General features: G+C 68.2%; 27 protein-coding genes. 8 read left to right on the top strand and 19 right to left on the bottom strand.

Annotated features, from left to right (window positions below; genetic code table 11):
- The 3 genes from JC881_RS30450 to JC881_RS30440 form a co-directional block, all read left to right on the top strand.
- On the top strand, positions 1-466 hold a 466-nt coding region (locus JC881_RS30450), incomplete at its 5' end, for a transglutaminase-like domain-containing protein (RefSeq protein ID WP_198789517.1).
- The gene (locus JC881_RS30445) at positions 463-921 is read left to right on the top strand and encodes a RidA family protein (RefSeq protein ID WP_042580499.1); all 459 of its coding nucleotides are present in this window, start codon (positions 463-465) and stop codon (positions 919-921) included. The genes JC881_RS30450 and JC881_RS30445, both read left to right, overlap by 4 nt.
- Positions 922-977: 56 nt before the next feature.
- Complete coding sequence (locus JC881_RS30440) at positions 978-1,340, top strand: DUF2845 domain-containing protein (protein ID WP_198789516.1); 363 nt, start codon at positions 978-980, stop codon at positions 1,338-1,340.
- Positions 1,341-1,343: 3 nt separating this feature from the next.
- On the opposite strand, the gene JC881_RS30435 is transcribed toward JC881_RS30440, so the two are convergent.
- Positions 1,344-2,279 (bottom strand): LysR family transcriptional regulator, encoded by a 936-nt coding sequence (locus JC881_RS30435; protein WP_198789515.1) that lies wholly within the window; start codon positions 2,277-2,279, stop codon positions 1,344-1,346.
- 143 nt (positions 2,280-2,422) lie between these two features.
- Between JC881_RS30435 and JC881_RS30430 the strand changes: the two genes are divergently transcribed.
- Positions 2,423-3,562 carry a DSD1 family PLP-dependent enzyme gene (locus tag JC881_RS30430; RefSeq protein WP_198789514.1) on the top strand — a complete coding sequence of 380 codons (1,140 nt, stop codon included), beginning with the start codon at positions 2,423-2,425 and terminating at the stop codon, positions 3,560-3,562.
- 23 nt (positions 3,563-3,585) lie between these two features.
- Here the strand turns inward: JC881_RS30430 and JC881_RS30425 are convergent, their stop codons facing one another.
- From JC881_RS30425 to JC881_RS30415, 3 genes are all read right to left on the bottom strand, one after another.
- Positions 3,586-4,017 carry a YybH family protein gene (locus tag JC881_RS30425; RefSeq protein ID WP_198789513.1) on the bottom strand — a complete coding sequence of 144 codons (432 nt, stop codon included), beginning with the start codon at positions 4,015-4,017 and terminating at the stop codon, positions 3,586-3,588.
- A 107-nt stretch (positions 4,018-4,124) separates the two neighbouring features.
- Positions 4,125-5,693, bottom strand: a complete 1,569-nt coding sequence (locus JC881_RS30420; protein WP_198789512.1) for a serine hydrolase domain-containing protein — start codon at positions 5,691-5,693, stop codon at positions 4,125-4,127.
- A gap of 68 nt (positions 5,694-5,761) precedes the next feature.
- Positions 5,762-6,109 (bottom strand): hemagglutinin, encoded by a 348-nt coding sequence (locus JC881_RS30415; RefSeq protein ID WP_198789511.1) that lies wholly within the window; start codon positions 6,107-6,109, stop codon positions 5,762-5,764.
- 100 nt (positions 6,110-6,209) lie between these two features.
- On the opposite strand from JC881_RS30415, the gene JC881_RS30410 reads away from it, so the two are divergent.
- Positions 6,210-7,940, top strand: coding sequence for a GMC family oxidoreductase (locus JC881_RS30410; protein ID WP_198789510.1), 1,731 nt, complete (start codon positions 6,210-6,212; stop codon positions 7,938-7,940).
- On the opposite strand, the gene JC881_RS30405 is transcribed toward JC881_RS30410, so the two are convergent.
- The 8 genes from JC881_RS30405 to JC881_RS30370 are packed head-to-tail and all read right to left on the bottom strand — an operon-like array spanning position 7,840 to position 14,573.
- Positions 7,840-8,865 (bottom strand): LacI family DNA-binding transcriptional regulator, encoded by a 1,026-nt coding sequence (locus JC881_RS30405; RefSeq protein ID WP_042580493.1) that lies wholly within the window; start codon positions 8,863-8,865, stop codon positions 7,840-7,842. The genes JC881_RS30410 and JC881_RS30405 overlap by 101 nt on opposite strands.
- 1 nt (position 8,866) lies before the next feature.
- Positions 8,867-9,847: a 2-hydroxyacid dehydrogenase gene (locus tag JC881_RS30400; RefSeq protein WP_198789509.1), complete on the bottom strand. Its 981-nt coding sequence runs from the start codon at positions 9,845-9,847 to the stop codon at positions 8,867-8,869.
- 5 nt (positions 9,848-9,852) lie between these two features.
- The gene (locus tag JC881_RS30395; protein WP_198789508.1) at positions 9,853-10,806 is read right to left on the bottom strand and encodes a sugar kinase; all 954 of its coding nucleotides are present in this window, start codon (positions 10,804-10,806) and stop codon (positions 9,853-9,855) included.
- Positions 10,807-10,813: 7 nt separating this feature from the next.
- A complete protein-coding gene (locus tag JC881_RS30390; protein ID WP_198789507.1) occupies positions 10,814-11,557 on the bottom strand; it encodes a sugar phosphate isomerase/epimerase family protein in 744 nt (247 codons plus the stop codon).
- A 32-nt stretch (positions 11,558-11,589) separates the two neighbouring features.
- Complete coding sequence (locus tag JC881_RS30385) at positions 11,590-12,345, bottom strand: amino acid ABC transporter ATP-binding protein (protein WP_233102124.1); 756 nt, start codon at positions 12,343-12,345, stop codon at positions 11,590-11,592.
- Positions 12,346-12,372: 27 nt separating this feature from the next.
- Positions 12,373-13,170 carry a transporter substrate-binding domain-containing protein gene (locus tag JC881_RS30380; protein WP_013540638.1) on the bottom strand — a complete coding sequence of 266 codons (798 nt, stop codon included), beginning with the start codon at positions 13,168-13,170 and terminating at the stop codon, positions 12,373-12,375.
- Between the two features lie 52 nt (positions 13,171-13,222).
- Positions 13,223-13,876, bottom strand: a complete 654-nt coding sequence (locus JC881_RS30375; RefSeq protein ID WP_198789506.1) for an amino acid ABC transporter permease — start codon at positions 13,874-13,876, stop codon at positions 13,223-13,225.
- Positions 13,877-13,901: 25 nt separating this feature from the next.
- On the bottom strand, positions 13,902-14,573 hold the full coding sequence (locus JC881_RS30370; protein WP_013540636.1) for an amino acid ABC transporter permease: 672 nt from the start codon (positions 14,571-14,573) through the stop codon (positions 13,902-13,904).
- A 134-nt stretch (positions 14,574-14,707) separates the two neighbouring features.
- Between JC881_RS30370 and JC881_RS30365 the strand changes: the two genes are divergently transcribed.
- Both JC881_RS30365 and JC881_RS30360 read left to right on the top strand, forming a co-directional pair.
- On the top strand, positions 14,708-16,411 hold the full coding sequence (locus JC881_RS30365; protein ID WP_198789505.1) for a hypothetical protein: 1,704 nt from the start codon (positions 14,708-14,710) through the stop codon (positions 16,409-16,411).
- 16 nt (positions 16,412-16,427) lie between these two features.
- Positions 16,428-17,165 (top strand): metallophosphoesterase family protein, encoded by a 738-nt coding sequence (locus tag JC881_RS30360; protein ID WP_198789504.1) that lies wholly within the window; start codon positions 16,428-16,430, stop codon positions 17,163-17,165.
- Between the two features lie 3 nt (positions 17,166-17,168).
- Here JC881_RS30360 and JC881_RS30355 read toward each other — a convergent pair whose 3' ends face one another.
- The 3 genes from JC881_RS30355 to JC881_RS30345 are packed head-to-tail and all read right to left on the bottom strand — an operon-like array spanning position 17,169 to position 19,753.
- Positions 17,169-17,705, bottom strand: coding sequence for a cysteine hydrolase family protein (locus JC881_RS30355; protein WP_198789503.1), 537 nt, complete (start codon positions 17,703-17,705; stop codon positions 17,169-17,171).
- Positions 17,706-17,709: 4 nt separating this feature from the next.
- On the bottom strand, positions 17,710-18,123 hold the full coding sequence (locus JC881_RS30350) for a hypothetical protein (protein ID WP_198789502.1): 414 nt from the start codon (positions 18,121-18,123) through the stop codon (positions 17,710-17,712).
- A 40-nt stretch (positions 18,124-18,163) separates the two neighbouring features.
- On the bottom strand, positions 18,164-19,753 hold the full coding sequence (locus tag JC881_RS30345) for an esterase/lipase family protein (RefSeq protein ID WP_198789501.1): 1,590 nt from the start codon (positions 19,751-19,753) through the stop codon (positions 18,164-18,166).
- 215 nt (positions 19,754-19,968) lie between these two features.
- Here JC881_RS30345 and JC881_RS30340 point away from each other — a divergent pair, with 215 nt between their 5' ends.
- Complete coding sequence (locus JC881_RS30340) at positions 19,969-21,090, top strand: MBL fold metallo-hydrolase (RefSeq protein ID WP_198789500.1); 1,122 nt, start codon at positions 19,969-19,971, stop codon at positions 21,088-21,090.
- A 26-nt stretch (positions 21,091-21,116) separates the two neighbouring features.
- Here the strand turns inward: JC881_RS30340 and JC881_RS30335 are convergent, their stop codons facing one another.
- From JC881_RS30335 to JC881_RS30320, 4 genes are read right to left on the bottom strand one after another with little or no spacing between them, the layout of a single operon-like run.
- Positions 21,117-21,308, bottom strand: coding sequence for a hypothetical protein (locus JC881_RS30335; protein ID WP_198789499.1), 192 nt, complete (start codon positions 21,306-21,308; stop codon positions 21,117-21,119).
- Positions 21,308-23,713 (bottom strand): DNA topoisomerase IV subunit A, encoded by a 2,406-nt coding sequence (gene parC / locus JC881_RS30330; RefSeq protein WP_198789498.1) that lies wholly within the window; start codon positions 23,711-23,713, stop codon positions 21,308-21,310. Before parC ends, JC881_RS30335 begins: the two co-directional genes overlap by 1 nt.
- 52 nt (positions 23,714-23,765) lie before the next feature.
- Entirely contained in the window at positions 23,766-24,887 is a 1,122-nt protein-coding gene (locus JC881_RS30325; RefSeq protein ID WP_198789497.1) for a Kelch repeat-containing protein, read from the bottom strand.
- A gap of 13 nt (positions 24,888-24,900) precedes the next feature.
- Positions 24,901-25,791: a lytic transglycosylase domain-containing protein gene (locus tag JC881_RS30320; RefSeq protein WP_198789496.1), complete on the bottom strand. Its 891-nt coding sequence runs from the start codon at positions 25,789-25,791 to the stop codon at positions 24,901-24,903.
- Positions 25,792-25,799: the final 8 nt, after the last annotated feature.

Raw genomic sequence — 25,799 nt, 5'->3', positions numbered from 1 at the left:
CAACACCCCCGCCGTCGAGGCGCTGGCCCAGCGCAAGGGCGTGTGCCAGGACTTTGCGCACATCATGATCGCGTGCTTTCGCACGCTGGGCCTGCCCGCGCGCTACGTGAGCGGCTACCTGCTCACGCAGCCGCCGCCCGGCCAGCCGCGCCTGGTGGGCGCCGATGCGTCGCACGCGTGGGTGTCGGTGTACCTGCCCGGCCACGGGGAAGAGGACGACGGCCCCGAAAGCGCCGGCGGCTGGGCCGATTTCGACCCCACCAACGGCCGCCAGCCCGGCGAAGACTACGTGACGCTGGCCATCGGCCGCGACTACTCCGACGTCTCGCCGATGCGCGGCGTACTGCATGGCGGCGCCAGGCACACGCTGAGCGTCGGGGTGACCGTGCAGCCCGTGGGGGAAGTGGTCCAGGCGCCGCCGCAAAGCCAGACACAATCGTCATCCCAAGACAAGGAGTCTCCATGAGCGTTTACGACAAACTTTCCAGCCTCGGCATCACCCTGCCCCCGGTCTCGGCCCCCGCCGCCGCCTACGTGCCTTTCGTGCAGACCGGCAACCTCGTGTTCCTCTCGGGCCACATCGCCAAGAAGGACGGCAAGGTCTGGGCCGGCCAGCTCGGCGTGAACATCACCACCGAGGAAGGCAAGCAGGCCGCCCGCGCGATCGCCATCGACCTCCTGGGCACGCTGCACGCGGCCGTGGGCGACCTGAACAAGGTCAAGCGCATCGTCAAGGTGATGAGCCTGGTGAACTCGGTCGGCACCTTCACCGAACAGCACCTGGTGACCAACGGCGCGAGCGAATTCTTCGCCGAGGTCTTCGGCCCCGAAAAGGGCGCGCATGCGCGCAGCGCCTTCGGCGTGGCGCAAGTGCCGATGGGCGCCTGCGTCGAGATCGAGCTGATCGCCGAAGTCGGCTGATCCGTCAGAAAAAAACGCCCCGCTGGCCGGGGCTTTTTTTCGAACCTTCGACCGTCATGAACACCGTCCTGCGAACCCTCGCCTCGACCGCGCTTCTGTTCGCCGTCCTGCAGCCCGGCGGCGCTTCCGCGCAATCGCTCAGCTGCGGCGGCTTTCTCGCGGGCGTTGGCGAATCGAAGTTCTCCGTCCTCAACAAATGCGGCGAGCCGGTGCTCAAGGACATCGTCTGCGTCCCCCGCCCGCAGGTCGAAGTGATCCTCGCGCCGGGCGTGCGCGGCGGCACGCGGCAGATCATCAGCCAGCAGTGCATCCCGATGGAAGACTGGACCTACCACCGCGGCCAGGGCAACTTCCTCGGGATCGTTCGCTTCTACAACGGCGCCGTCGAATCGGTGCGCGACGGCGATCGCGTCCAGTAAGAACTAGGGCGAGCTGCCGAAGCTCTCCTCCAGGAATTCGATCAACGCCTGCACACGCGCCGTGCGCCCCTTGCGCGTCGGCACCAGCAGCACGACCGGTGCGCTGTCGAACTCCCAATCTTTCAGCACCCGCACCAGCGAGCCTCGCGCGATCGCGTCGGCCGCGTCCCATTCGGAGCGCAGCACCAGCCCCATGCCCTGCTCGGCCCAGTGCCGCGCCACGCTGCCGTCGTTGGTGACGAAGGCCGGCGCGATGCGCAGCGTCTCTCGCGCGCCCGCGCGCCCGGGTGTCTTCGCGTTCGCCTTAGCCTTGGGCTTCGCGGCCCGGCGCACATGCCACAGCGTGACGTCCTCGTCGTTCTCGCGGATGACGATGCAGTCGTGCGCCATCACGTCGCGCGGAACGCGGGGCGTGCCGCGCGCGCGCAGGTACGCGGGGCTCGCGCACAGCCAGCGCGCGTTGGCGCTCAGCGTGCGCGCGACCCACGACGAATCGCGCACCGTGCCGATGTGGATGATCGCGTCGGCATCGTGCCGGTCGGGCCACGGCGTCTCGCGCAGGTCGAACTGGATGCGCAGGCCCGGGTGCAGCCGCGCGAAGCGCGCGAGCATCGGCGCTACGTACTGCCGGCCGTAGCCGAAGGGCGCGGCGATGCGCAGCGTGCCGGTGAGCCGGCGGTCGTCGCGCTGCATCGATTCGCGCAGCCCCTCGATCTGCCCGAGCAGCGCCGCGGCCTCGCGCGCGAAGCGCTCGCCCTCGGCCGTGAGGCTCAGGCGCCGCGCGGTGCGGGTGGCGAGCGAGAGGCCGAGCGCGGCCTCGAGCTTGCGCAGCCGCATCGACAGCGCGGGCGGCGTGACGTCGAGCGAACGCGCCGCGGCGCTGAGTGAAGGCTCGCGCAGCAGGGCCGCTGCCAGTTGCATGTCCTCGATCTGGATCATTAACCTGTGCTTAACGATTGATGAGTCCGCATTGAAGCACAACGACGGCTCGGGAACGTACAGTCCGTGACCATGCAAGCCCTTGTTGCCCCAGCCAGCGCCCACCCGCGCGCCAAGCTCCTCGACCTGAACGGAACGCTGCCATGAACGCCCCTACCCTCGCCACCATCGACACGCCCGCCGCCATCGTCGAGCGCCCGCGCATGCAGCACAACATCGCACGGATGCAGGCGCGCATGAATGCGCTCGGCGTGCGATTCCGCCCGCACGTGAAGACCAGCAAGTGCATCGACGTGGCGCGTGCGCAGCGCGATGCGGGTGCGCAGGGCATCACCGTCTCCACGCTCAAGGAAGCCGAGCAGTTCTTCGCCGCCGGCTTCACCGAAATCCTCTACGCCGTGGGCATGGCGGCGCACCGGCTGCCGCATGCGCTCGAACTGCGCCGCCGCGGCTGCGCGCTTTCGATCATCACGGACGGCGTGGCCTCGGCGCGCGCCATTGCCGAGTTCGGCCGCGCGAACGGCGAGGCCTTCGAGGTGCTGATCGAAGTCGACACCGACGGCCACCGCTCCGGCATCCGGCCGGACGACGACGTGCTGCGCGAAGTCGCCCACGTGCTGCACGACGGCGGCATGCGCCTGGCCGGCGTGATGACGCACGCCGGCTCCAGCTACGACCTCGACACGCCGGAAGCGCTCAAGGCCATGGCCGAGCAGGAGCGCAGCGGCTGCGTGCGCGCCGCACAGCGGCTGCGCGATGCGGGCCTGCCCTGCGCCATCGTCAGCGTGGGCTCCACGCCGACGGCGTTGATGGCCGAGGGCCTCGATGGTGTGACCGAAGTGCGCGCGGGCGTCTACGTGTTCTTCGACCTCGTGATGCGCAACGTCGGCGTCTGCAGCACGGACGAGGTCGCGCTGAGCGTGCTCACCACCGTGATCGGCCACCAGGTCGAGAAAGGCTGGGCCATCGTCGATGCGGGCTGGATGGCGATGAGCCGCGACCGCGGCACGCAGAAGCAGAAACGCGACTTCGGCTACGGCCAGGTCTGCGATCTCGACGGCGCAGTGCTCGACGGCTACGTGCTCAGCGGCGCGAACCAGGAGCACGGCATCCTCTCGCGCGAAGGCACGCCCGACACCGACATCGCGACACGCTTTCCGATCGGCACGCGCCTGCGCATCCTGCCCAATCACGCCTGCGCCACCGGTGCGCAGTATCCCGAGTACCAGGCGCTGGGCGAAGACGGCGCGCTGCAGACGTGGGGGCGCTTCCACGGCTGGTGATCAGCTCTTCTTCACTTCTTTTTTCACTTCTTCTTCGGCGCTTCCTTCGCCATGCCGTCGGCGTGGCGGTGCACCAGCTTCCAGTCATCGCCCTCGCGCCGGAAGACCTCGGTGATGCGCAGGTCCATCGGCACAGGTTCGCGCTTGCCCTCCATGTTCACCCTGGCGTGCTGGATGCCGACCCAATAGGCCACGCCGTCGCCAGCGCCCATCTGGAAGATCTCGAAGCTGCTTTCGCTGCCCTTGTCGAAAGAGGCGGCATCGAGCGTGTAGCGCGTGGCGACGTCCTCGGTGCCGTGCACATGCCCGCCGCCCGGCCCGAAGAAGGTGGCGTCGGACGTGCGCGCAAGCAGCGCGCCCAGGGGCTCCGCATCGCCGCACACATAGGCTTGCGCGGCCTGCTCGCGCTGCTTCATGAATCGCTCGAAGTGAGCGAGGTCCTTGCTGTCTGTCATGGGTGTCCTTTTCAACAGGGGAATGACCTGTTGTGCGGCAGCCGCCGGCCGCGGCATGCATGCCGATGCCCGATTGCGATGCAGGACACCTCCGACCCGGAGGGCGTTCAGGCCTTCGCGCGGGTCCCTGTGAGCGTCGGCAATTCGGTCGCGCTCGAGTTGACGTTCACGCTGCGGTCAAAGCGCATGTAAGGCCCCGAGAAGCGGCACTCCACCGTGTCGCGGAACGCCGACTCCACGAAGGTCCAGGTCATGACGAAGGTGCGCGCATCGCGCCACTCGCCGCTGGCCACCACGCGCATCACGTCGGGCTGGTACTCGTGGTGCAGCTTGTTGCCGGTGATGGTGGTGTCGCCCTCGAAGGGCTGCTTCAAACCGGCCTGCACCTTGTGCGTGCCGCGGTCGTCTTCCATCGTGAAGGTGCAGGTGTCGCCTGTGAAATCCAGGCGCATCGACTTGACCTTCTCAGCATTTTCCGGAAAGTCGAAGCGCACGCCCGAGACGTTCGCCGCGACGGGCGAACTCGTCGGCTTCACTGGTGGCAACAGTTGCAATGTGCGCGTGCGGTTCTTCAGCGCGGCGTAGTCCTTTTCGTTGGCCGTCGCCGTGCTGGCGAACGCTGCGGGAAAGTGCTTGTAGAGGATGCCCGCATTGAAGCCCGCCTTCGGCGGCAGCGCCGAGTTGAGCGCGAGCACCGCGTTCTGCTCGGGAAACACCACCGAGTACTGCCCGAACAATCCGTCGGCGTTGTAGGCGCCGTGCTGGCCCAGCCACCACTGGTAGCCATAGCGGTCCTTGGTGTGTGGCTGGTGCACCGAGGCGACCCATTCCTTCGTGAGGATCTGCTTGCCGTTCCACTGGCCGTTCTGCGCATGCAGGATGCCCAGCTTGAGCGAATCGACCGTCTTCCAGCTCAGGCCGTTGGCGCCGGGCGAGATGCCCTCGGGCCCCACGTCCCACTCGTAGCCGGTGATGCCCAGCGGATCGAAGAAGCGGGGCTTCAAGTAATCGGCCGTCGACTGCCCCGTGGTCTTCGTGACGATGGCCGACAGCATGTAGGTCGCCGCACTCGTGTAGACGAACTTGCTGCCCGGCGTGTAGACCACCGGGATCTTGAAGAACTCCGCGATCCAGCTCGTGCGGATCGGCCGCCACACCGAGCCCGACACCATCGACTCGTGGCCGGTGCGCATCGTCAAGAGGTCGCGCACGGTCATGGCCGCGAGGTTGGCGCTGACGGTGGGCGGCAGGTGCTCGGGGAAGAAGGAGACGACCTTGTCGTCGAGGCCGAACTTGCCGTCGGCAATGGCCATGCCCACGGCGCACACGGTCACGCTCTTGGTGAGCGAGTGCGTCATGTGCCGGCGCTCGGGCTTGTAGGGGTCCCACCAGCCTTCGGCCACCACATGGCCGTTGCGCCAGAGCATGAAGCTGTGCAGCTCGAACGCGCCGCGCTCGGCATCGTCGAGGAAGGCGAGGATCGCCGCGGGCGAGATGCCCTGCGCCTCGGGCCGGCTGCGCGGCAGGCCGTCGGCGAACACCGGTGTGGCGGTGCCGGTGGTGCCGGTGGCGGCCCAGCCGATGCCGGGGAGCCACGCCATGGCGGTGCCACCGAGGGAAAGCCGCAGCAGGCCGCGGCGCGAGATGGCGGAAGGGATCGTCGTTGTCTCTTGCATGTTGTTGGCTTCCTGGTCTTCCCTGTCTTGCTGGTGGACAGGTCGCCCCAGTTTGGCGCCGGCAGCTGTCAGTCGCCTGTCGGCTCCGGCAGGGGAAACCCGGCCGGCCCGAAGGGATGCACGCCGGCCCGGGCGGCGGAATCGATGATCTCGGTCCACGACTTTCCCGCGGCCCGCAACTGGTCCACCGAGGGCCCGAGGACGTTGCCGTATGCCTGCATCGTCCGGGCCTCGATGCGCGCGAGCAGGTCGGGCGGCGTCAGGTCGCGGTAGGCCTCCTTGAGGCGATTGCGCTCGGCCACGACCCAGCGGGCGACCTGCTCCTCGCCCGTGCCCGCAGCGCGCATTGCCGATGCCGACCGGGCGAGCGCATTCACTGCGGCTTCGTAGCGGGAACGCACATCGGGCTCTGGCATCGTGACTCCTCTCGAAGGCGGCGGCATCGGTGCCGGCCCTTGCGCGCCATCGTACAGTTCGGGCTCCCGCGGCAGAACACAACAACGACGGAGACATGCCATGGAATTCGACTACGTGATCGTGGGCGGAGGTTCGGGCGGCGCCACGCTGGCCTCCCGCCTCAGCGAAGACCCGGGCGTCACGGTCTGCCTGCTCGAAGCCGGCGGCGACGGCCGCGGCATCCTGGTGCGGGCGCCGGCTGCCACGGTGGCGATGCTGCCGGGCCGCCCGCGCATCAACAACTACGCCTACCAGACCGTGCCGCAGCCCGGCCTGAACGGGCGCCGCGGCTACCAGCCGCGCGGGCGCGGCCTCGGCGGATCGAGCGCGATCAACGCCATGCTCTACGTGCGCGGCCACCGCGACGACTACGACGATTGGGCGAACGCCGGCTGCGCGGGCTGGTCGTTCGACGAGGTGCTGCCGTACTTCAAGCGCGCCGAAGGCAACGAGCGCGGCGAGAGCGCGCTGCACGGCGCCGACGGGCCGCTGCAGGTCTCCGAGCAGCAGAGCCCGCGCCCGATCACCGAAGACTTCGTGCGCGCGGCGGCGGAGTGCGGCATTGCACGCAACGACGATTTCAACGGCCCCGAGCAGGAGGGCGCGGGCCTCTACCAGGTCACGCAGTTCCACGGCGGCGCCAAGAACGGCGAGCGCTGCTCGGCCGCCGCGGCGTACCTGCATCCGGCGATGAACCGCCCCAACCTCAAGGTGCTGACCGGCACGCAGGCCCTGCGCGTGGTGCTCGAGGACAAGCGCGCCACCGGCGTGGAAGTGCGGCGCGGCGGCACCACCGAAGTCATCCGCGCGCACCGCGAAGTGGCGCTGTGCGGCGGCGCCTTCAACTCGCCGCAGCTGTTGATGCTCTCGGGCATCGGCGACCCCGCCGAGCTGGCCCGCCACGGCATCGCGGTGCGGCATGCGCTGCCGGGCGTCGGCCAGAACCTGCAGGACCACACCGACTTCATCCTCGCCTACACCTCAAAGGACACCGACCTCTTCGGCATCGGCGTGAAGGCCGGGCTGAATCTGATGAAGGCGGTCTTCGAATGGCGCAAGAGTGGCAAGGGCCTGGTCGCGACGCCCTTTGCCGAAGGCGGCGCCTTCATCAAGTCATCGCCCGAGCTGCGCCGGCCCGACCTGCAATTGCACTTCGTGATCGCGATCACCGACGACCATGCGCGCAAGCTGCACATGGGCTTCGGCTTCTCATGCCATGTGTGCGTGCTGCGGCCCAAGGGCCGCGGCGACGTGCGGCTGAACGACGCGAACCCGCTGTCCGCGCCGCGCATCGACCCACGGTTTCTCTCCGAGCCCGAAGACATGGCGCTGCTGTTGCAGGGCGTGAAGAAGATGCGCGAGATCCTGCGCGCACCAGCGCTTCAGAAGTACCGGCACAGCGAGCTCTACACGGCCGATGCGCACACCGACGAAGAACTCACGCAGCACATCCGCGCGCGCGCCGACACCATCTACCATCCGGTGGGCACCTGCAAGATGGGCGTGGACGCGATGGCGGTGGTCGATCCGAAACTGCGCGTGCACGGCATCGAAAACCTGCGCGTGGTCGATGCCTCGGTGATGCCGACGCTCGTCGGCGGCAACACCAATGCGCCGACGATCATGATTGCGGAGCGCGCGGCCGACTGGATGCGCGGGCCGATCACGTTCGACCGCGCGGTGCAGGATGCTAGAGCGCCTGCGACGAACCCCGCACCATCAGCTCTCCCGGAAGCAGCAGCTGGCGCGGCGCCGAATCCAGCCCCCGCAGCCGCTCGATCAGGCATGTAGCAGCCGTGCGGCCGATGGCATCGGTGGGCTGAGCGACGGTGCTCAGGCCCGGCCCGATCAGCGACGCCCACTCGGGATCGTCGAAGCCGACGAAGCCCAGGTCGTCGCCGAACTGCAGGCCCAGGCGCGCCATGGCCTGCGCCACGCGCAGCGTGACCACGGCATTGCCCGCGACCACGGCGGCGCGACGGCCGCGCCTGGCGCGCTTGCGCAAGGCGGTCAGTGCGGCGTCCAGCGCATCGTTTTCGCCCTCGACCGATTCGAACACCTCGCCCGCCACGCGCGGCTCGTGTGCCGTCACGCAGGCACCGAACGCCGCGGTTCGCTCGCGCCGCGAGCTCACGCCCTTCTGCGGCTCGGTGACGTAGAGCAGTTCGCGGTAGCCGCCTTCGAGCAGATGTCCGCAGGTGGCCTGCATCGCTGCGTGGTTGTCGAGCGAGACGAAATCGGTGTGCATGCCGGTGTGGCGCCGGTCGACCAGCACCGCGGGCTTGCCGTGCAGCGTGACCGCATCGACCACGTTGCTGCCGCGGCCCAGCGTGTTGAGGATGAACCCGTCGACCTGGTAGCCCGCGAGCGCATCGATCGCTTCGCGCTCGCGTTCGCTCTCGTTGCCGAGGTTGAACAGCATCACGAGGTAGCCGGCGTCCTGGCAGGCCTTCTCGGCGCCGCGCAGCACCGCCACCGAATACGGGTTGGTGATGTCGGCCACGATCAGGCCGATGAGCCGCGAGCGTCCATGGCTCAGCGCCTGCGCCATCGGGCTCGGCGAATACGCGAGCTTGGCGATGGCCACCTCGACGCGCGCGGCGATGTCGGGGCTGAGCAAGCGCTCACGGTGGTTGAGGAAGCGAGAGACGGTGGCTTTGGAAACGCCCGCCGCTTCGGCGACATCGGCGATGGTGGCGCGGCCCGTGGGCTTCATGTCACGCGGCAGCGGTGTCGTACGGCGCCGTCGGCTTCTCGCCGGCCAGCACCTGCAGCAGATTGGTCGTCGCGAGCTCGGCCATCGCGTGCCGCGTCTCATGCGTGGCCGAGCCGATGTGCGGCAGTGGCGTCACGCGCGGGTGCGTGCGCAGCGGCGAATCGGCGGGCAGCGGTTCCTTCGCGAACACATCCAGGCCCGCAGCGCGCAGCGTGCCGTGGTCCAGCGCGTGCAGCAGCGCCGCTTCGTTCACGGTGGCGCCGCGGCCGCCGTTGATGAACGATGCGCCCGGCTTCATGCGCGCGAAGAAGGCGGCGTCGATCATGCCGCGCGTGGCATCGGTCAGCGGCAGCATCGCGAGCACGATGTCGGCGCGCGCGAGCAGGTCGTCCAGCGGCGTGTGCGTGGCGCGGCCCTGCAGCTCGGGCGCCTGCACGGCCAGGTCGACCGGGCGGCGCGCGTGATAGAGCACCGGCATGCCGAAGCCCAGCGCGGCGCGGCGTGCCACGGCCTGGCCGATGCGGCCGAAGCCGAGGATGCCCAGCGTCTTGCCATGCACGTCGGTGCCGAAGAGTTCTTCGCCGATGTTCTTCGTCCAGCGGCCTTCGCGCACGAGGTTCGAGAGTTCGACGACGCGGCGCTGCGTGGCCATGAGGATCGCGAACACCGTGTCGGCCACCGTCTCGGTGAGCACGTCGGGCGTGTGGCACAGCACGATGCCGCGCCGGTGCAGCTCGGCCAGCGGGTAGTTGTCCACGCCGACCGAGACACTCGAAATCACCTCGAGTTGCGGCGCCGCATCCAGCAGCGCGGCATCGACCGTGTGGCTCGATCCGATCAGGCCGTTCGCGGTCGCGAGCGCGGCGGCGAAGGCCTCTGGCTCCTTGCGCGGATCGGCCAGGGTGACGTGGTGCGCGGACTGCAGGCGCGCCAACTGGTCTTCGGGCAGGGGCCGGAAAACGAGCACGTTCTTTTTCGCCATGGTGTTCAGAGCCCCGCTGCTTCGAGTTCGGCGCGCGTCGGCAGGCCTTCGGTATCGCCCAGCACCTGCACGGCGCGAGCGCCGATCCAGGCGCCGCGGCGCACCGCCTCGGGCACGCTCCGGCCTTCGAGCAGCGCGCTCACCACGCCGGCCGCGAAGCCGTCGCCCGCACCCACGGTGTCGATCACTTCCTTCACCGGAAAACCATCGACACGGCCGGTGCCCGCCACGTCGCTGTCGTAGTAGGCGCCCTCGGCGCCGAGCTTCACCACCACGAGCTTCGCGCCGCGTTCGCGGTAGAAGCGCGCGACGGCCTCGGGCTCGCTGTGGCCGGTGAGCAGCAGCCCCTCTTCGATGCCGGGCAGCACCCAGTCGGCGCGCGAGGCGAGCTCGTTGATCCAGTGGCGCATCGTCTCGGTTGAAGACCACAGCGTCGGGCGCAGGTTGGTGTCGAATGAGATCGTGCGGCCCGCGGCGCGCATCACGTCCATGGTCTTGAGCGCGGCCTGCAGGCTGGTCTCGGAGATCGCGGCGAACACGCCGGTGGCGTGCAGGTGGCGCGCCGAGCGCAGCCAGGCCTCGTCAACATCGGCCGGGCCCATCTGGCTCGCGGCCGAGCCCTTGCGGTGGTATTCGACCGGCGGATCGCTGCCGTCGGTGACGCGGCCCTTGAACTGGAAGCCGGTGCGCTGCGCCGCGTCGCAGATGACGTGCGAGCAGTCGATGCCCTCGCCCTTCATCGTCGCGAGCAGCGCGCGCCCCATCGAGTCGGTGCCCAGGCGGCTGGCCCAGCCCACCTTCAGGCCAAGCCGCGAAAGGCCGATGGCCACGTTGGTCTCGGCGCCCGCGGTGCGCTTGTGGAACGCCTGTGCGTCCTCCAGCGGCCCGGGGCGGTCCGCCACGAGCAGCAGCATGGCCTCGCCGAACAGGGCGACATCGAAAGCGGTGGGTTCTGGCATGTGGGGTCTACGCCCGTGCGGCGCGGATGAATTCGATTTGCGTGCGGGTGACGGCCAAGAGGTCGTCGCCCACCAGAGGGTATTCGATGGCGTGGGGCACATCGGCGGGCAACGCGCGGAGCACCGCGCGCCATGGCGCGACCGAATCGCCCAGCGGCACCGCCACCCACTTGTGCGGCAGCCGCTGCGCGCCCTTGCAGTGCACATAGCGCACGCGATGGCCGAGCACCTGCGCGGCCTGCAGCGGGCATTCGCCGAGCCAGTGCCAGTTGCCCATGTCGAAGGTCATGCCGAGCGAGACGCCGGCGCGGTCGGCCGCGTCGAAGAAGGCCTGCAGCGCGGGCAGCGTGCCGGCGCGCACGGTCTGGTCGTTCTCGATCAGGAGTTCGACGCGGGTCTCGGCGAGCTCCACCTTCAAGCCCCAGAGCGAGCCGTGCGAGGACGCCTGGAAATCGCCGATGGACATCTTCAGCCGCTTCGCGCCGACGCGCGTGGCGGCGGCGATGCCGCGCTTGAGCGCCGCGCTGTCGAGCCAGCCGCCTTGGGCCCACAGGCCTTCGGGACTCGAATAGACAGAAGCAAGACCGTTGAGCGCAGGCAGTTCGGCCTCGGCATCGCGCAGCATCTCGCCGCGCACTTCCACCGAATCGGCGCCAGCCGTGCGCGCGAGCTGCGAGCACCAGAGCTGGCCGTGCCGCCCCACCTCGGCCGCGCCGAAGGAGGACAGGGAAATCAGGACCTCGAAGGACATCAATAGGCGATCAGTGGGCGATCAGTGGGCGATCAATGGGCTTGGTGGGAACTGAGGATCTGGCCGAGGAACTGGCGCGTGCGCTCGTCTTTCGGGTTGCCGAAGAATTCTTCGGGCGGTGCCTGTTCGACGATCTTGCCTTCGGCCATGAAGATCACGCGGTCGGCCACGCTGCGGGCAAAGCCCATCTCGTGCGTCACGCACAGCATGGTCATGCCGTCCTCGGCCAGGCCGATCATGGTGTCGAGCACTTCCTTGACCATCTCGGGGTCGAGCGCCGAGGTGGGCTCGTCGAACAGCATGATCTTGGGCGACATGCACAGCGCGCGTGCGATCGCCACGCGCTGCTGCTGGCCGCCCGAGAGCTGGCTCGGGTACTTTTTGGCCTGCTCGGGAATGCGCACGCGCGTGAGGTACTTCATCGCCACCTCCTCGGCCTCGGCCTTCGTCATGCCGCGCGAGCGCATCGGCGCGAGCGTACAGTTCTCAAGAATGGTGAGGTGCGGGAACAGGTTGAACTGCTGGAACACCATGCCCACTTCGGCGCGCACCGCGTCCACGTTCTTGCCGCCGGCGGTGAGGTCGATGCCGTCGACCACGATGCGGCCCTTCTGCACCGTCTCCAGCCGGTTGATGCAGCGGATGAGCGTCGATTTGCCCGAGCCCGAAGGCCCGCAGATCACGATGCGCTCGCCCTGGCGCACCGACAGGTCGATGCCGGTCAACACCTGGAATTCACCGTACCACTTGTTGACCGCTTCCATGCGGATGATCGATTCCGTCGTCATGCCAGGGTTTCCTTCAAGCGCTCTGGCTTATTGCATCTTCGGGAGGTCGGCCTGCAGCCACTTTTGATAGAGCTTGTTCAGCTCGCCGTTGGCGGTGTTCTTCTGCACGAACTCGTTCACCGCCTTGGTCAGCTCTTCCTGGCCCGGGCGCATCGCGATGCCCATCGACTGCTGCACCAGCGTGAACTTGTTTTCGTAGGTGCCGGCGGGCACGCGCTTGGCGATCTGCGCGGCGACGGTGACCGAGCAGCCGATCGCATCGACCTGGCCCGAGATCAGCGCCTGCATGGCCGAGGCGTCGTCGTCGAAGCGGCGGATCTCGGTGCCCTCGGGTGCGGCCTTGGTCACGGCCACGTCTTGCGTCGAGGCGCGAGCCACGCCCACGCGCAGGCCCTTCAGGTCGGTCGCTGCCTTGATGGGCGTCTTGGTCGCGCCGTACAGCACGATGGTGGCGGCCGCGTAGGGCTGCGAGAACTGCACCTGCTTGGCGCGCTCGGGCGTCACGGCCAGCGAGGCGACCAGCAGGTCGACCTTGTTGGTCAGGAGGAAGGGAATGCGGTTCGGGCCGGTCACCGGCACGATGTTGGCCTTCACGCCCCAGTCCTTGGCCAGCAGCTTGGCCACGTCGGCGTCGTAGCCGTCGGGCTGGTTCTTCGCATCGGTGGTGCCGTAGGGCGGAAAGTCGACCAGCATGCCGATGGTGATCTCGCCCTTCTTCTTGATGTCGGCCACGCTTTGCGCCGAGGCGAAAGGCGCGAACACGGTGAGGGCGGCACCGAGGCCAAGGGCTGCGAGCGCTGCGCGGCGGGTAGAGGTACGGGTCATGGGATGTGTCTCCTGAATAAAGAAAGGAAGCGACGAGAAAAACGGAAATGAATCAGCGTGCGAGGGCCCGGGCGCGCTTGCGCTCCATGCGCGCCGCGAGGAGCGACAGCGGCCAGCAGATCACGAAGTAGATCGCCGCCACCACCGAGAACACGATGAGCGGCTGGAAGGTGGCGTTGTTGATGATCTGCCCCGCGCGGGTGATCTCGGTGAAGCCGATGATGGCCGCCAGCGAGGTGCCCTTGATGATCTGCACGAGATACCCCACCGTGGGCGCGAGCGCGATCTTGAAGGCCTGCGGCAGCACCACGTCGCGCATGCGTGCGCCGTACTTCAGGCTCAGCGCCTCGGCCGCTTCCCACTGGCCGCGCGGAATGGCCTCGATGCAGCCGCGCCAGATCTCGCCGAGGAACGCCGCGCTGTTCAGGATGAGCGCCACGCCCGCGGCGATCCACGGGTTGATGTCCAGCCCCAGCACCGGCGCGCCGAAGAAGATGAGGAACAGTTGCAGCAGGAGCGGCGTGCCCTGGAACACCTGGATGAAGACCATCGAGGCATTGCGCGCCCAGGTCGAATCGGAGGTGCGCATGAGCGCGATGACCAGGCCCAGGACCGCGCCGCCGACGAACGCGATGGCCGACAGCGCCAGCGTCCACTGGGCCGCTTCGAGGATGAAAAGGAATTCGGGAAAGCCGAAGGTGCGCATGATGTTTTCTTCCGTTCGGCGCTCGTTACCGGCGGTCCGGATAGTTGAGCGTGCGCTTGTAGATGAGCTTGAACATCGCCGAGAAGGCCAGCGCCAGCGCGAGATAGATGGCGGCCACCACGATGTAGATCTCGAAGCTGCGGAAGGTCTGCGACTGCAGGTTGGCGGCCACCGAAGTGAGGTCGTCGGCCGAGATGACCGACACCACCGCCGAGCTCAGCATCAAGAGGATGAACTGGCTCGTGAGCGCCGGATAGATGGCCTTGAGCGCGGGCTTGATGATGACGAAGCGGAAGATCTCCCAGGGCTTGAGGTTGAGCGCGCGGCCCGCCTCGATCTGCCCCTTGGGAATCGACTCGATGCCCGCGCGGATGATCTCGGTGGCGTAGGCGCCCAGGTTCACCACCATCGCCACCAGCGCGGCCGTCTGCGGCGACCAGCGCAGGCCGATGGCCGGCAGCGCGAAGAAGAAAAAGAACAGCTGCACGAGGAACGGCGTGTTGCGGATCACCTCGATGTAGGCATTGACGATGAAGCGCAGCCACCCCGGCCCCGAGGTCTTGCCCCAGGCGCAGAAGATCGCGACCACCAGGCCCAGCACCGTCGCGATGAGCGAGAGCTGGACCGTGATCCACGTGCCCTTGAGCAAGAGCGGCCAGGCGGCGAAAACGGCGTCGAATTGAAACTGGTAGTTCATGGTTCGGCGTACACGGCAGGGCCGTGCGCAGGCCTCCAAAAGAATGCTTGCAGCTTATATGAAACCGGTTTCAGACTTGACTAGGGATTCCCCTAGGTGGGCGTTTTGACCTACCTTCTGCCTACACTGGCGCGATGCTGAACCCACCCGCGGCTACCTTGACCACAGAGGCGCATGCACCTGCCCCCGGTGCTCCCGTCGTTCAGCATTTCCGGCAGGCCCTGCTCTGGCCGCTGCGCCTCATGCCCTCGCCCGATGCGAGGTACGCGCACCACGGCCCCTGGCAGGTGCTGCGCGACATGGGCGATGCCTCGCCCTGGCGGGAGGAGGTCGACGAATACACCGGCGACAGCAGCCGCTTTCACGAGCGGCACTACAACGAGTTCGTGAGCTTCCTGCCGTATGTGCAGCGCTTTCTCTACGGCGAAGGGCGTTCGCGCACCAAGGGCGACGACGCCGCTTCCGGCAGCGATGGCGATTCGCCGATGCGCATCTTTCGCCGCCACGACATCGCCGCCGTGCGCGTGGTGTCGCAGCCCGGCGATGCGCCCATCACGCTGGACGTGGTGCACTGCGATCTCTATTTCTTCTTCGACATCGACGTGGTGCTGCTCAACCTCGAGGTCGGGGCGAACCACCTGAGCCTTGCGCAGGCGCAGGACATCCTCTACCGCTTCGGGCGCGCCTACCCCTCGGGCTGGGAGCCTGACGGCTCCGCGCTGCACTGCATGGCGAGCGTCGAGTGGCTGGGGGCCGACGGCCGCGTGCTCGCGAGTTCCGATGCGCAGCAGCGCGAGAGCTTTCTCTCGCACGTGGCGCAGCACCGCGCACCGCGCATCTCCTCGCACTGGGCCTACCTGATGCAGCCGCTGGTGAGCGACCATTCGGAGGACCCTGGCGCGCTGCGCTACCGGCAGATCGAGTACTACCGCATGCCGGTGATGGCGTACCTGTCGATGGACGATCCGCGCCGCCTCACGCGCGACGACTTCGTGCGCCTGGCGCTCGTGACGGGCGCGGGCACGACCGATGCCCACCTGCCCTACGCCGACCATCACCTCGCGGACTTCGAGCACAAGTACTGCTACGACCGCTTCTGGGTCGATGCGGGCGCCGCGCCCAACACGCGGTACCTGTGCAACGGCCACGCGCTGGTCGTGGTGGGCGATGCGCATTCGGAGTTCTTCTGCTGCCGCGACCGCGGCGTGCTCGCGCAGTTCAGGCACCAGCACTTCCTGCTGTTTCTCATCGCGCATTTCCAGAAGGCATCGCTCCTGATGTTCTCGGACCAGCTGGTCGAGGCGCTCAAGCGGCTCGATATCCGCAGCACGCCGAGCGTGAAGCAGTTCAAGCGCGCGATCCGTTCGAGCTTCGAGCGGTTCCTGCGCTTCACGCACCGCTACTGGTTCCACGAGATCTCCGAGCAGGCGCAGGTGCGCGCGCTCTCGCACATGTGCGCCGCGCACCTCGGGCTCGATCCGCTGTACGACGAGGTCAAGTCGCGCATCGCCGACATGAACACCTACCTCGATGCCGACAGCCTGCGCCGGCAAGCGAGCACCGTCGTGCGGCTCACGGTGGTCACGCTGTTCGGGTTGATCGGCACCATCACCACGGGCTTTCTCGGCATGAACCTGCTGGCCGAGGCCGATGCGCCGCTGTGGCGAAAGGCGATCTGGTTCGGCGTGGTGTTCGTCGCGACGACCTGGCTCACGATCTACACGATGGTGAAGTCGCAGCGGCTGTCGGACTTCATCGATGCGCTGTCGAACGACCGGCTGGGGTTCCGCGGCAAGATGGCGGCGCTCGCGCGGGTGTGGCGGCCGGGGGCGGATTAGGATTTAGAGTCGGCCGATGCGCATCGCCATCGTCTCGGACATTCACGGCAACCTCCCCGCACTCGAAGCCGTGGTCGAGGACATCGAGCGCCGCGGCGCGGATGCCATCGTCAACCTGGGCGACAGCCTCTCGGGCCCGCTGATGCCGCTGGAGACTGCGCGGTTCCTGATGGCGCAGGACTGGGTTCAGCTTGCGGGCAACCATGAGCGCCAGCTGCTCACCGTGCCTGCGGACCGGCGCGGCGCGTCCGATGCATTCGCGCATGCGCGCCTCGGCGCAAAGGAGTTCGCGTGGATCGCATCGCTCGCGCACACGCACCGCTTGAGCGCGGACGTGATGCTGTGCCACGGCACGCCGTCGAGCGATCTCGAATACTTCCTGGAGACCGTCGAGCCCGATGACTTCCGCGCCGCCACGCAGGCGGAGATCGATGCGCGGACCGGCGATGTCGATGCGGCGTTGATCTCCTGCGGCCACACGCATGTGCCGCGGGTGGCGCATGCATCGGGCGGGCAACTGATCGTCAACCCGGGCAGCGTCGGCCTGCCGGCCTACGACGACATCCATCCTTACCCGCACGTTGTCGAAACCGGCTCGCCGAATGCGCGCTATGCGATCGTCGAGCAGCGCGACGGCGACTGGAGCGCCAGGCTGATCTCCGTTCCGTACGACCACACGGCGATGGCAAGACTGGCGCAGGAGAACGGGCGGCCGGACTGGGCCCATGCGCTGGCCACCGGGCGCATGCCCTGAGGATCAATCGCCGAACGCGATCCGTGCGCTGTCGATGGCGCCGATGCGCACGCCGAAGCTCGTGATGTCCGCGAGCGTCGCGTTGTGGTGCGCGCGGATGAACGCGCCGGTGGCATGCGGCTTGTCGTGCGACGTGTGCGCATCGGCCGCGAGCACCACCTCGTAGCCGAGCGCCGCGGCGCGGCGGGCGGTGGTGTCCACGCAGAACTCCGACGAGTAGCCGCAGATCACCACGCGCCGCACGCCCTGCCCCATGAGCCATGCCTCGAGCGGCGTGCGCAGGAAGGAATCGGGCGTGGTCTTGCGGATTTTCGTGTCGGCCGCATCGACCTCGAGCGCATCGGCGAGCTGCCAGCGCTCGGAATCGAATTCCAGGTCGACCGCGTTCTCGTGCTGGATGAAGGCCACCGGCACGCCGGCCTCGCGGGCGCGCGCGGTGAGCGCGTTGATGCGCTCGATCGTTTCCTTCGCCTCGTGCGGCCGGGGCGGATCGTCGCAAAGCCCGCGCTGCACATCGATGACCAGAACCGCAGTTGTCATGGCGTCAGAAGGCAAGGCCCTTGACCGACCAGAGGATGGCGCCGGACAAGAGCGTGGAGATGAGTGCGACGACAGCGCTGGCACCGAACGAGGTGCCGATGCCGATCTGGAAGCCCAGTGTGTAGGCCACGAACAGCGCCGCCATCGCCAGCAGCGCCGGTGTGCCGTTCACGTGGTGAATGCCTGCCGCGGCGAAGAAGCTCATGTAGGCCAGCAGGGCCAGTGCCACGAAAAGAGATGCGTAGAAGACCGACTTGAAGGATTCGCCCAGGCTCGGCGACACGCCCGCCACCACCTGCGCCGAGATCTTCACCACCACCGTCACGAACAGCACCAGCGCACAGACCGCGATCGTGAGCTTGAGCGGCGCCATGAAGGCGAAGAAGACGAAGGCGCCGATGAAGAGGAGGTAATGCATGTGAGGTGCGATTGTGGGGCCTTCCGCACCGGCCAAGGTCTCAGCTCCAGGCGCTCACTTCCAGCCGCACCTTGCCCGTGATGCCGGGCGCCCCCGGCCCGGCGCCCAGGCTGGAGAGCGGCACGATGAACTGCTGCTTGCCGCCGGCCAGCTGCTTGGGGCTCATCGGCAGCGACGCCTGCCCCGCGGTGTCGGTCTGCCAGCCGTACTTGACGTTCCAGTTCTGCGCCGCGTCGCCCGCCTGGGGCGGCGCGATCTCGATGATGAGCGTGTCGCGAAAGAGCGAGCTGCCTTCGTAATGCCCGTCGAGCCAGAACTTCTTGTTCACCTGGTAGTCGGGCACGCGCACGCCCAGCGTCATGGCGTAGGCGAGCGTCGGGCGGTCCTGGTTGACGCGGGCCTTGTTGGCGAGGAACACGGTCGAGAGATAGATCGAGCGGCGCTCGATCGTCTTCGGATCGGTCAGCTCCTTGTGCGTGCGGCAGGCGGGCGAGTCTTCCTCGGCCACGCGGCGGCTCAGGTACCAGCGCTTGCCGCGCGGCGCGGCCAGGAGTTCGACCTGGTAGAGCGCATCGATGTCGGCGTCCTTGGGGAGATCGGGCGGCAGGGTCACGCCGTCGACGTCGAACCACAGGTCCACCCGCACGTCGCCGAAGAGAAAGCGCACCAGGTTCTGGTAGGCCTCCTCGGAATTGACGATGCCGAAGTAGCCCGAGTGCGAACGAAAGGCGTAGGCGGTGGCCACGGGCTGCGTCTTCTTGTTCGCGTCGATGGACCAGAGCGAGGCGTTCTCGATGCGCACCAGCCCGTCGCTGCCGTGGCCCGCGAACATGCGCGAGAGCCCCTTGGCGGTCTCGTAGTCGCCGCGGTTGGAGCCGACCATGCAGAAGACGCGCTCGGCCGGAAAGGCGGTGGCCGGCAGGTAGTCCATGCGGCCGTTGACGGCCGGCGTGGCGAGGAACTCGGACATCTTCTCGCGGTTGAAGGTGTTCATCTCGTTGGCCGTGAGCCAGGCCGGGATGTTGACGCCGCCCATGTCGATGCCGTTGTGCGGCGTGGCATAGGTGAACACTTTGTCGACGCAGGCCCGCGCGGCAGGGTCGCCCAGTGCCGGGTTCTGCAGGAAGGCGCGCACCACCAGCCCGCCCATCGAATGCGCCACGAGGTAGCAGCGAAAACCCGGTGCGGCGGCCGCCCCTTCGCGCTGCGCCACGAGGTCGCGCACCCGCAGGATCAACTTGCTCAGCCCCTGCGCATAGAACTTGATGTTGCGCGACTTGCCGTCGCCCAGGAGCTCCGAGCCGGTGTCGTAGTAGCGATAGATGATGACCGAGGCCGAGGGGATGCCGTCCACGTCCTTGCCGGTCTCGTCGGGCGAGGGCTTCCAGTCGTCGTCCAGGATGTCCAGACCGTTCTGGTAGACGCTCTGGTACTGGAAGTCGGCCAGCAGGCGCACCACCGGCGACTCGAAGACGAACTTCTGCGCGGGCGCGTCTTTCTTGACGGTGGCGCGGTAGACCGTGGAGCCGATGTTGAAGCCGCAGAAGGGGTCGGCCGCGGTCTCGTCGCGCTCCGATTCGGTCATGGCGTAGCCACGCACGTAGATGATGGGATAGCGGTTGCCGCTCATGTGTATCGCCTTCTCATGGCCATGAAGGGCCCGAGTGTGCCGGGGTGGCGCGCGGCGTGCCATAGAGCGCATGGCATAGGAGCGGGCCCGGCGGGCTCGGTGCGCCCGGTTGCGAATCCCCCTGCCGGCCGAATGTTTCTGTCGCTGAAACCATTGAAACATGCGCCCGGGATAGTCTCGCGCCCAACACAAACACACGTCCAGAGGTTCTTTCCATGGCTGACGATTCGGCTTCGCAGGGGTCCTACCTGCCCCAACTCCTGCGCCGGGGCACGGCGCTCGCCGCGGCCGGCTGCGCTTTCGTCGCGGGCTGCAGCGCCGCCGGCGGCGGTGAAACCCGCTACGAGAACTCGCCGCAGTTCCGCGACGGCGTCTTCCAGAACATGGCCAACCCCGACGAGAAACCCTCGGCCAGCGCCTGGCGCATCTGGTCGCGCTTCATCGTCGGCAGCAAGGTCGACACGGTGCCGGTCGATGCGATTCCCGTGCGCGAAATCAGCGCCAAGGACCTGGACGCGCTCGACGCCAAGGCCAACCACGTGGTGCGGCTGGGCCACTCGTCGCACCTGCTCAAACTGCGCGGCAAGTACTGGCTGATCGACCCCGTCTTCAGCGAGCGCGCATCGCCCGTGCAGTGGGCCGGGCCCAAGCGCTTTCACAAGCCGCCGCTCACGCTGGAGCAGTTGCCGCCCATCGAAGGCGTGATCCTCTCGCACGACCACTACGACCACCTGGATGTGGCGACCATCGAGTACCTCTCGAAAAGCGTCAAGCGCTACTTCGTGCCGCTGGGCGTGCGCTCGCGGCTGGTGGTGATGGGCGTGCCGGCCGAGCGCGTGACCGAGCTGGACTGGTGGCAGGACGCCGAGCACGACGGCGTGAAGCTCACCGCCACGCCGGCCCAGCATTTCTCGGGCCGCACGCTCTCGGACCGCGGCCGCACGCTGTGGGCTTCATGGGTGGTGCAAAGCGGCGAGCAGCGCATCTTCTACAGCGGCGACTCGGGGTACTTCCAGGGCTTCAAGCAGATCGGCGAACGCTTCGGCGGCTTCGACCTCGCGCTGATGGAAAACGGCGCCTACGACGCCTACTGGCCCGGCGTGCACATGACGCCCGAGCAGAGCGTGCAGGCCTTCGAGGACCTGCGCGGCAAGGTGTTCTTCTCGGTGCACAACAGCACCTTCGACCTCTCGTTCCACACCTGGCACGACCCGCTGGACCGCATCGCGAGCCTCACGGAAGCCAGGAAGATCGAGCTGGCGACGCCGGTGATCGGCGAGGTGGTGACGGTGGGGCAGGCCCGGACGAACACGCGGTGGTGGCAGGGGCTGCGCTAGCCACTGCCTGCGCGCCCCGCCCCTACTTACTTGCCGCTTTCGCGCCGCTCGCGCGCCCGGCGCACCTGCCGCGTCTCGATGGCCTGCGCCGCGGCGCGGTCCTTCTCGCGCCGCTTGGCCGCGCGCTTCATCCGGAAGTGCCGGCCCACCAGGAAGCTGGCGAGGCCGGTCACCACCGCGATGAAAAGGCCGATGACGCTGATGTCGATGCCGCCCATCACAACACCCGCACGATGCTGGCCGGCTTGAAGCCCAGGTCGGCCGCCTTGCCCTTGCGCGCACGGGTGCCGCGCGCGTTGTTGAGGGTGCGGATCTCCAGCGTCTCGTCGCGCTCCTTGCCGCCGCGGCCGATGCCTTCGATCTTCACGCTGCGCGTGTAGGCCGCGGCGCCCGCCAGGGTGTCCTTGGGTTCCAGGTCGATCAGCGTGAGGCCGCGGCCGCCCTTGGGCAGGCTCTTGAGCTCGGCGATGTCGAAGGTCAGGATGCGGCCGCCGGTCGAGGCGCAGGCCACGTGCGTGGCCGCGGGCATCGGTTCGGCGCCGCTCGCACCGCCCACGAGCGACGGGCGGCACAGCTGTTCGCCCTCGCCCACGTCGATGAAGGCCTTGCCGCCGCGCTGGCGCGACATCATGTTTTCCACCGTCGCGATGAAACCGTAGCCGCCGGTGTTGGCCAGCAGCACGCTCGCGCCCACCGGGCCCGCGAAGAAGTGCGTGACGTGCGTGCCGGCGTCGAGCTCGATGAGCGTGGTGACAGGCTGGCCGTCGCCGCGCGCGCCGGGCAGCGACGCCACGGGCACGGTGTAGACGCGCACCGACTTGTCCTTGGAGGAGCCGAAGACCAGCAGCGTGTCGACGCTGCGGCACTCGAAGGCGCCGTAGAGCGCGTCGCCGGACTTGAAGCTGTACTCCGGCGTTGCAGAACCGTTGCCGCCGTTCGCACCGGCCTTCTCGCTGGCCCAGCCCTTCTGCGCGCGGACCCAGCCCTTCTGCGACACGATCACGGTGACGGGCTCGTCCACCACCTTCACTTCGGCCACGGCGCGCTTCTCGGCCTGGATCAGCGTGCGGCGCGGGTCTTCGAAGGTCTTGGCATCGGACTCGATTTCCTTGATCAGCAGGCGGCGCAGCGTGGCCGGGCTGCCCAGGATGTCTTCGAGCTTCTTCTGCTCCGTACGCAACTCGTCGAGCTGCTGCTGAATCTTGATGGCTTCGAGCCGCGCAAGCTGGCGCAGCCGGATTTCAAGAATGTCTTCCGCCTGCACGTCAGAGAGATTGAAGCGCGCGATGAGCGCCGCCTTCGGATCTTCCGCCGCGCGGATGATCGCGATCACCTCGTCGATGTTCAGCAGCACCAGCTGCCGGCCTTCGAGGATGTGGATGCGCTCGAGCACCTTGTTCAGGCGATGCCGCGAGCGCTTCTCGACGGTGATCTCGCGGAACGCGATCCACTCGTTGAGCATCTGGCGCAGCGACTTCTGCGTGGGCTTGCCGTCGATGCCCACCATCGTGAGGTTGATCGACGAGGAGGTCTCCAGCGAGGTCTGCGCGAGCAGCGTGGTGATGAATTCTTCCTGGCTGATGCGCGAGGTCTTGGGCTCGAACACCAGGCGCACGGCGGCGTCCTTGCTCGATTCGTCGCGCACCACGTCCAGCACCGAGAGCATCGCGGCCTTCAGCTGCGTCTGGTCGGCCGAGAGCGCCTTCTTGCCGGCCTTGACCTTCGGGTTGGTGATTTCCTCGATCTCTTCGAGCACCTTCTGCGTGCTCACGCCGGGCGGCAGCTCGTTCACCACGAGCTGCCACTGGCCGCGCGCGAGGTCTTCGATCTTCCAGCGCGCGCGCACCTTGAGCGAGCCGCGGCCGGTGCGGTAGGCGTCGGCGATGTCGCTCGCGCCGCTGATGATCTGCGCGCCGCCCGGGTAGTCGGGGCCGGGCACGATGGCCAGGAGTTCTTCTTCGCTCAGCTTGCCATTCGACTTGATGAGCGCCACGCACGCGTCGGCGATCTCGCGCAGGTTGTGGCTCGGGATTTCGGTGGCCAGGCCCACGGCGATGCCGCTCGCGCCGTTGAGCAGCGTGAAGGGCAGCCGCGCGGGCAGGAGGCGCGGCTCCTCGGTGCTGCCGTCGTAGTTGGGAATGAAGTCGACCGTGCCTTCGTCGATCTCGTCGAGCAAGAGGCTGGTGATGCGCGCCAGACGCGCCTCGGTGTAGCGCATGGCCGCGGCGCCGTCGCCGTCGCGGCTGCCGAAGTTGCCCTGGCCGTCGACCAGCGGATAGCGCTGCGAGAAGTCCTGCGCCATGCGCACCAGCGCGTCGTAGGCGGCCTGGTCGCTGTGCGGGTGGAAGCGGCCGAGCACGTCGCCGACCACGCGCGCGCTTTTGACCGGCTTGGCGCCCACGGTGCCGTTGGTGCCGCCGAACCCCAGGCCCATGCGCGACATCGAGTACAGGATGCGCCGCTGCACCGGCTTCTGGCCGTCGGACACATCGGGCAGCGCGCGGCCCTTGACCACGCTGAGCGCGTATTCGAGGTAGGCGGTCTGTGCGTAGTCGGCCAGCGTGAGGGTGGTGTCACCGTCGGTGGGACCGGCGAGATCGAGCGGAGGTTGGGAGTCGTCCATGAAGAAGAGAGAAAGAAAAACAGTTGCTGCAGGCCGTGCGCTTGGTTTGCGCTCAGCCCAGTGTGAAAGCCTCGTGCACCGCGGACTGCACGGCACCGCCGAGCACCGCGCCGCCGCCGGCCACGTAGATGAAATCGCCGATCACCGCGGCGCCGACGGCATGGCGCGGCGTGGTCATCGGGGCATGGCGCTGCCAGGTGTCGTCCACGGGGTCGTAGCTTTCCATCTGGCCGAACACCTTGGCCTGGCGCGGCACGCCGCCCACGAGGAAGCCCCCCTCCCCGCCCATGGCGAAGAAGCGGCCCCGGTACACCACGAGGCCATGGCCCGAGCGCGCGGTGGGCAGCGGCGCGCGCAGCTCCCAGGTGTCGCGCGTGGGCAGGTAGACGTGGTGCAGGTCGGTGTTGTATTCGAAGGTGTTGAAGCGCCCGCCGATCACGTGGATCTGGTTGCCGTGCGAGACGCAACCCACGTGGTCGCGCGCGCCGGGCAGCGGCTTGCGTGCCGTCCAGCGGTCGGCCTTCGGGTCGTACACCTCGTGCCAGCCGACGCTCGCGCGCTCGACCGCGGGCTCCGAGGCGCCGCCGATCAGGTGCAGCGCGCCGCCGAGCATCACCGCGGCCGCCGCGCCGCGCGGACGCGGCAACGGCGCAATCGCGGTCCACCGGTTGGCCGCGATGTCGTAGACGTAGGCGTTGGTGTCCGAGCGGCGGTTCTGCTCGACGAAGCCGCCGAGCGCGTAGACGCGACCGTCCTCTGCCGTCACCGCGACGTGGTTGGCGCCGCGCGGCAGCGGCGCGCCGTCGAGCCAGCGGTCGGCCTTCGGGTCGTAGATGTGGTGGTAGTCGCGGTTGACCGCGCCTTCGCCGTAGCCGCCGACCACGTGCATGCGGCCCATCGCGGCGGTCGCCCAGGCCATTTCGCTGCGCGGGATCGGCAAGGCGGCGCGCGCCATCCAGCGGCCTTGCGGGCCGGCAGGCGCGGGGCTGTCGGTGACGCGTTGCGACTCCTGCTCGGGCGTCATGTGGTGCGGCACGCCGCCTTGCAATCGCGCGTAGGGTTCCTTCGACGAAGGCGCTGCCGGCAGCGTGTCGTGCGTGGCCGCATGCTGGGCGCGCGCGGCGCCGCCCACCGCGCAGGCGGCGGTCGCGAGGACGAAGCTTCGACGGTGCATGGCTGGCTCCTCTTCAGGACACGGGCGGCTCGACCGCGCCGGCCGGCACCTGCGGTTGCTCGGGAATGTCTGGCATCGCGGGCATGCCGCCGGGCGAATCGGGCGGCATGTTGCCACGGCCCAGCGCCCCGCCCTTGGGCACCACCAGCTCCATGCGGATGCGCCCCGGCGTCTTGCCGCCGCGCGCGCCGCCGCCGCCCGTTGCCACCGAGGGCTTGAGGTAGGCGTACAGCTGCAGCACGGTCTGCACGTAGTTCTGCGTTTCCTTGTAGTTCGGGATCTTGTTGCCCGCGCGCTGCACCGCGCCCTCTCCCGCGTTGTAGGCGGCGAGCGCGAGTTCGATCTGCCCCGGGAACATCGCGATCAGGTCGCGCAGGTACCGCGAACCCGCGGCGATGTTGATGCGCGGATCGAACAGCTTCTTCTCGATGGTGCTGCGCTTGTCCGCCGCGACGCCGTAGCGCTGCGCGGTCGCGGGCATGAGCTGCATGAGGCCCATCGCGCCCTTGGGCGAGACGGCCTGCGCGTCGAAGCCCGATTCGGTGGCGATCAGCGCCTGCAGCAGTTCGTAGTCGATCGAGTGCTTGTTCGACGCATCGCGCAATGCCGACTTGGCGGTCTTGTAGCTGGGCGAGGCCTCGAAGAGCGCGAGCAACGTTTGCGAGGCGGGCGGCACCTTGCCGTCGATCTTGCGGCCGTTGCGCCCAAGCGGGGAGATGCCCTGCGCCGTGTCGAAGCTCTGGCCGCCGCGAAAGAAGATCTGGTAACGCTCGTCGATCTTCTCGGAGGCGAAGTGCGCGACGCCCTTGCTGTCGATGTAGCCGTAGATGTCAGCGGCGTGCGCGCCCTGCTGCGACAGCACGAGGGCCGCACACAGGAGGAACGGACGAAGCCAGCGTGTCATGGCGATGC

The sequence above is a fragment of the Variovorax sp. IB41 genome, assembly GCF_016405905.1.
Classification (GTDB): domain Bacteria; phylum Pseudomonadota; class Gammaproteobacteria; order Burkholderiales; family Burkholderiaceae_C; genus Variovorax.
Note: the sequence above shows the minus strand (reverse complement) of the source record. Positions and strands in the feature narration are given on the sequence as shown.

What these genes read in the sequence shown, in the direction of transcription:
- JC881_RS30445 (WP_042580499.1), top strand. Translation starts at nt 463, where the DNA reads ATGAGCGTTTACGACAAACTTTCCAGCCTCGGCATCACCCTGCCCCCG.
- JC881_RS30440 (WP_198789516.1), top strand. Translation starts at nt 978, where the DNA reads ATGAACACCGTCCTGCGAACCCTCGCCTCGACCGCGCTTCTGTTCGCC.
- JC881_RS30435 (WP_198789515.1), bottom strand. Translation starts at nt 2,279, where the DNA reads ATGATCCAGATCGAGGACATGCAACTGGCAGCGGCCCTGCTGCGCGAG.
- JC881_RS30430 (WP_198789514.1), top strand. Translation starts at nt 2,423, where the DNA reads ATGAACGCCCCTACCCTCGCCACCATCGACACGCCCGCCGCCATCGTC.
- JC881_RS30425 (WP_198789513.1), bottom strand. Translation starts at nt 4,017, where the DNA reads ATGACAGACAGCAAGGACCTCGCTCACTTCGAGCGATTCATGAAGCAG.
- JC881_RS30420 (WP_198789512.1), bottom strand. Translation starts at nt 5,693, where the DNA reads ATGCAAGAGACAACGACGATCCCTTCCGCCATCTCGCGCCGCGGCCTG.
- JC881_RS30415 (WP_198789511.1), bottom strand. Translation starts at nt 6,109, where the DNA reads ATGCCAGAGCCCGATGTGCGTTCCCGCTACGAAGCCGCAGTGAATGCG.
- JC881_RS30410 (WP_198789510.1), top strand. Translation starts at nt 6,210, where the DNA reads ATGGAATTCGACTACGTGATCGTGGGCGGAGGTTCGGGCGGCGCCACG.
- JC881_RS30405 (WP_042580493.1), bottom strand. Translation starts at nt 8,865, where the DNA reads ATGAAGCCCACGGGCCGCGCCACCATCGCCGATGTCGCCGAAGCGGCG.
- JC881_RS30400 (WP_198789509.1), bottom strand. Translation starts at nt 9,847, where the DNA reads ATGGCGAAAAAGAACGTGCTCGTTTTCCGGCCCCTGCCCGAAGACCAG.
- JC881_RS30395 (WP_198789508.1), bottom strand. Translation starts at nt 10,806, where the DNA reads ATGCCAGAACCCACCGCTTTCGATGTCGCCCTGTTCGGCGAGGCCATG.
- JC881_RS30390 (WP_198789507.1), bottom strand. Translation starts at nt 11,557, where the DNA reads ATGTCCTTCGAGGTCCTGATTTCCCTGTCCTCCTTCGGCGCGGCCGAG.
- JC881_RS30385 (WP_233102124.1), bottom strand. Translation starts at nt 12,345, where the DNA reads ATGACGACGGAATCGATCATCCGCATGGAAGCGGTCAACAAGTGGTAC.
- JC881_RS30380 (WP_013540638.1), bottom strand. Translation starts at nt 13,170, where the DNA reads ATGACCCGTACCTCTACCCGCCGCGCAGCGCTCGCAGCCCTTGGCCTC.
- JC881_RS30375 (WP_198789506.1), bottom strand. Translation starts at nt 13,876, where the DNA reads ATGCGCACCTTCGGCTTTCCCGAATTCCTTTTCATCCTCGAAGCGGCC.
- JC881_RS30370 (WP_013540636.1), bottom strand. Translation starts at nt 14,573, where the DNA reads ATGAACTACCAGTTTCAATTCGACGCCGTTTTCGCCGCCTGGCCGCTC.
- JC881_RS30365 (WP_198789505.1), top strand. Translation starts at nt 14,708, where the DNA reads ATGCTGAACCCACCCGCGGCTACCTTGACCACAGAGGCGCATGCACCT.
- JC881_RS30360 (WP_198789504.1), top strand. Translation starts at nt 16,428, where the DNA reads ATGCGCATCGCCATCGTCTCGGACATTCACGGCAACCTCCCCGCACTC.
- JC881_RS30355 (WP_198789503.1), bottom strand. Translation starts at nt 17,705, where the DNA reads ATGACAACTGCGGTTCTGGTCATCGATGTGCAGCGCGGGCTTTGCGAC.
- JC881_RS30350 (WP_198789502.1), bottom strand. Translation starts at nt 18,123, where the DNA reads ATGCATTACCTCCTCTTCATCGGCGCCTTCGTCTTCTTCGCCTTCATG.
- JC881_RS30345 (WP_198789501.1), bottom strand. Translation starts at nt 19,753, where the DNA reads ATGAGCGGCAACCGCTATCCCATCATCTACGTGCGTGGCTACGCCATG.
- JC881_RS30340 (WP_198789500.1), top strand. Translation starts at nt 19,969, where the DNA reads ATGGCTGACGATTCGGCTTCGCAGGGGTCCTACCTGCCCCAACTCCTG.
- JC881_RS30335 (WP_198789499.1), bottom strand. Translation starts at nt 21,308, where the DNA reads ATGGGCGGCATCGACATCAGCGTCATCGGCCTTTTCATCGCGGTGGTG.
- parC (WP_198789498.1), bottom strand. Translation starts at nt 23,713, where the DNA reads ATGGACGACTCCCAACCTCCGCTCGATCTCGCCGGTCCCACCGACGGT.
- JC881_RS30325 (WP_198789497.1), bottom strand. Translation starts at nt 24,887, where the DNA reads ATGCACCGTCGAAGCTTCGTCCTCGCGACCGCCGCCTGCGCGGTGGGC.
- JC881_RS30320 (WP_198789496.1), bottom strand. Translation starts at nt 25,791, where the DNA reads ATGACACGCTGGCTTCGTCCGTTCCTCCTGTGTGCGGCCCTCGTGCTG.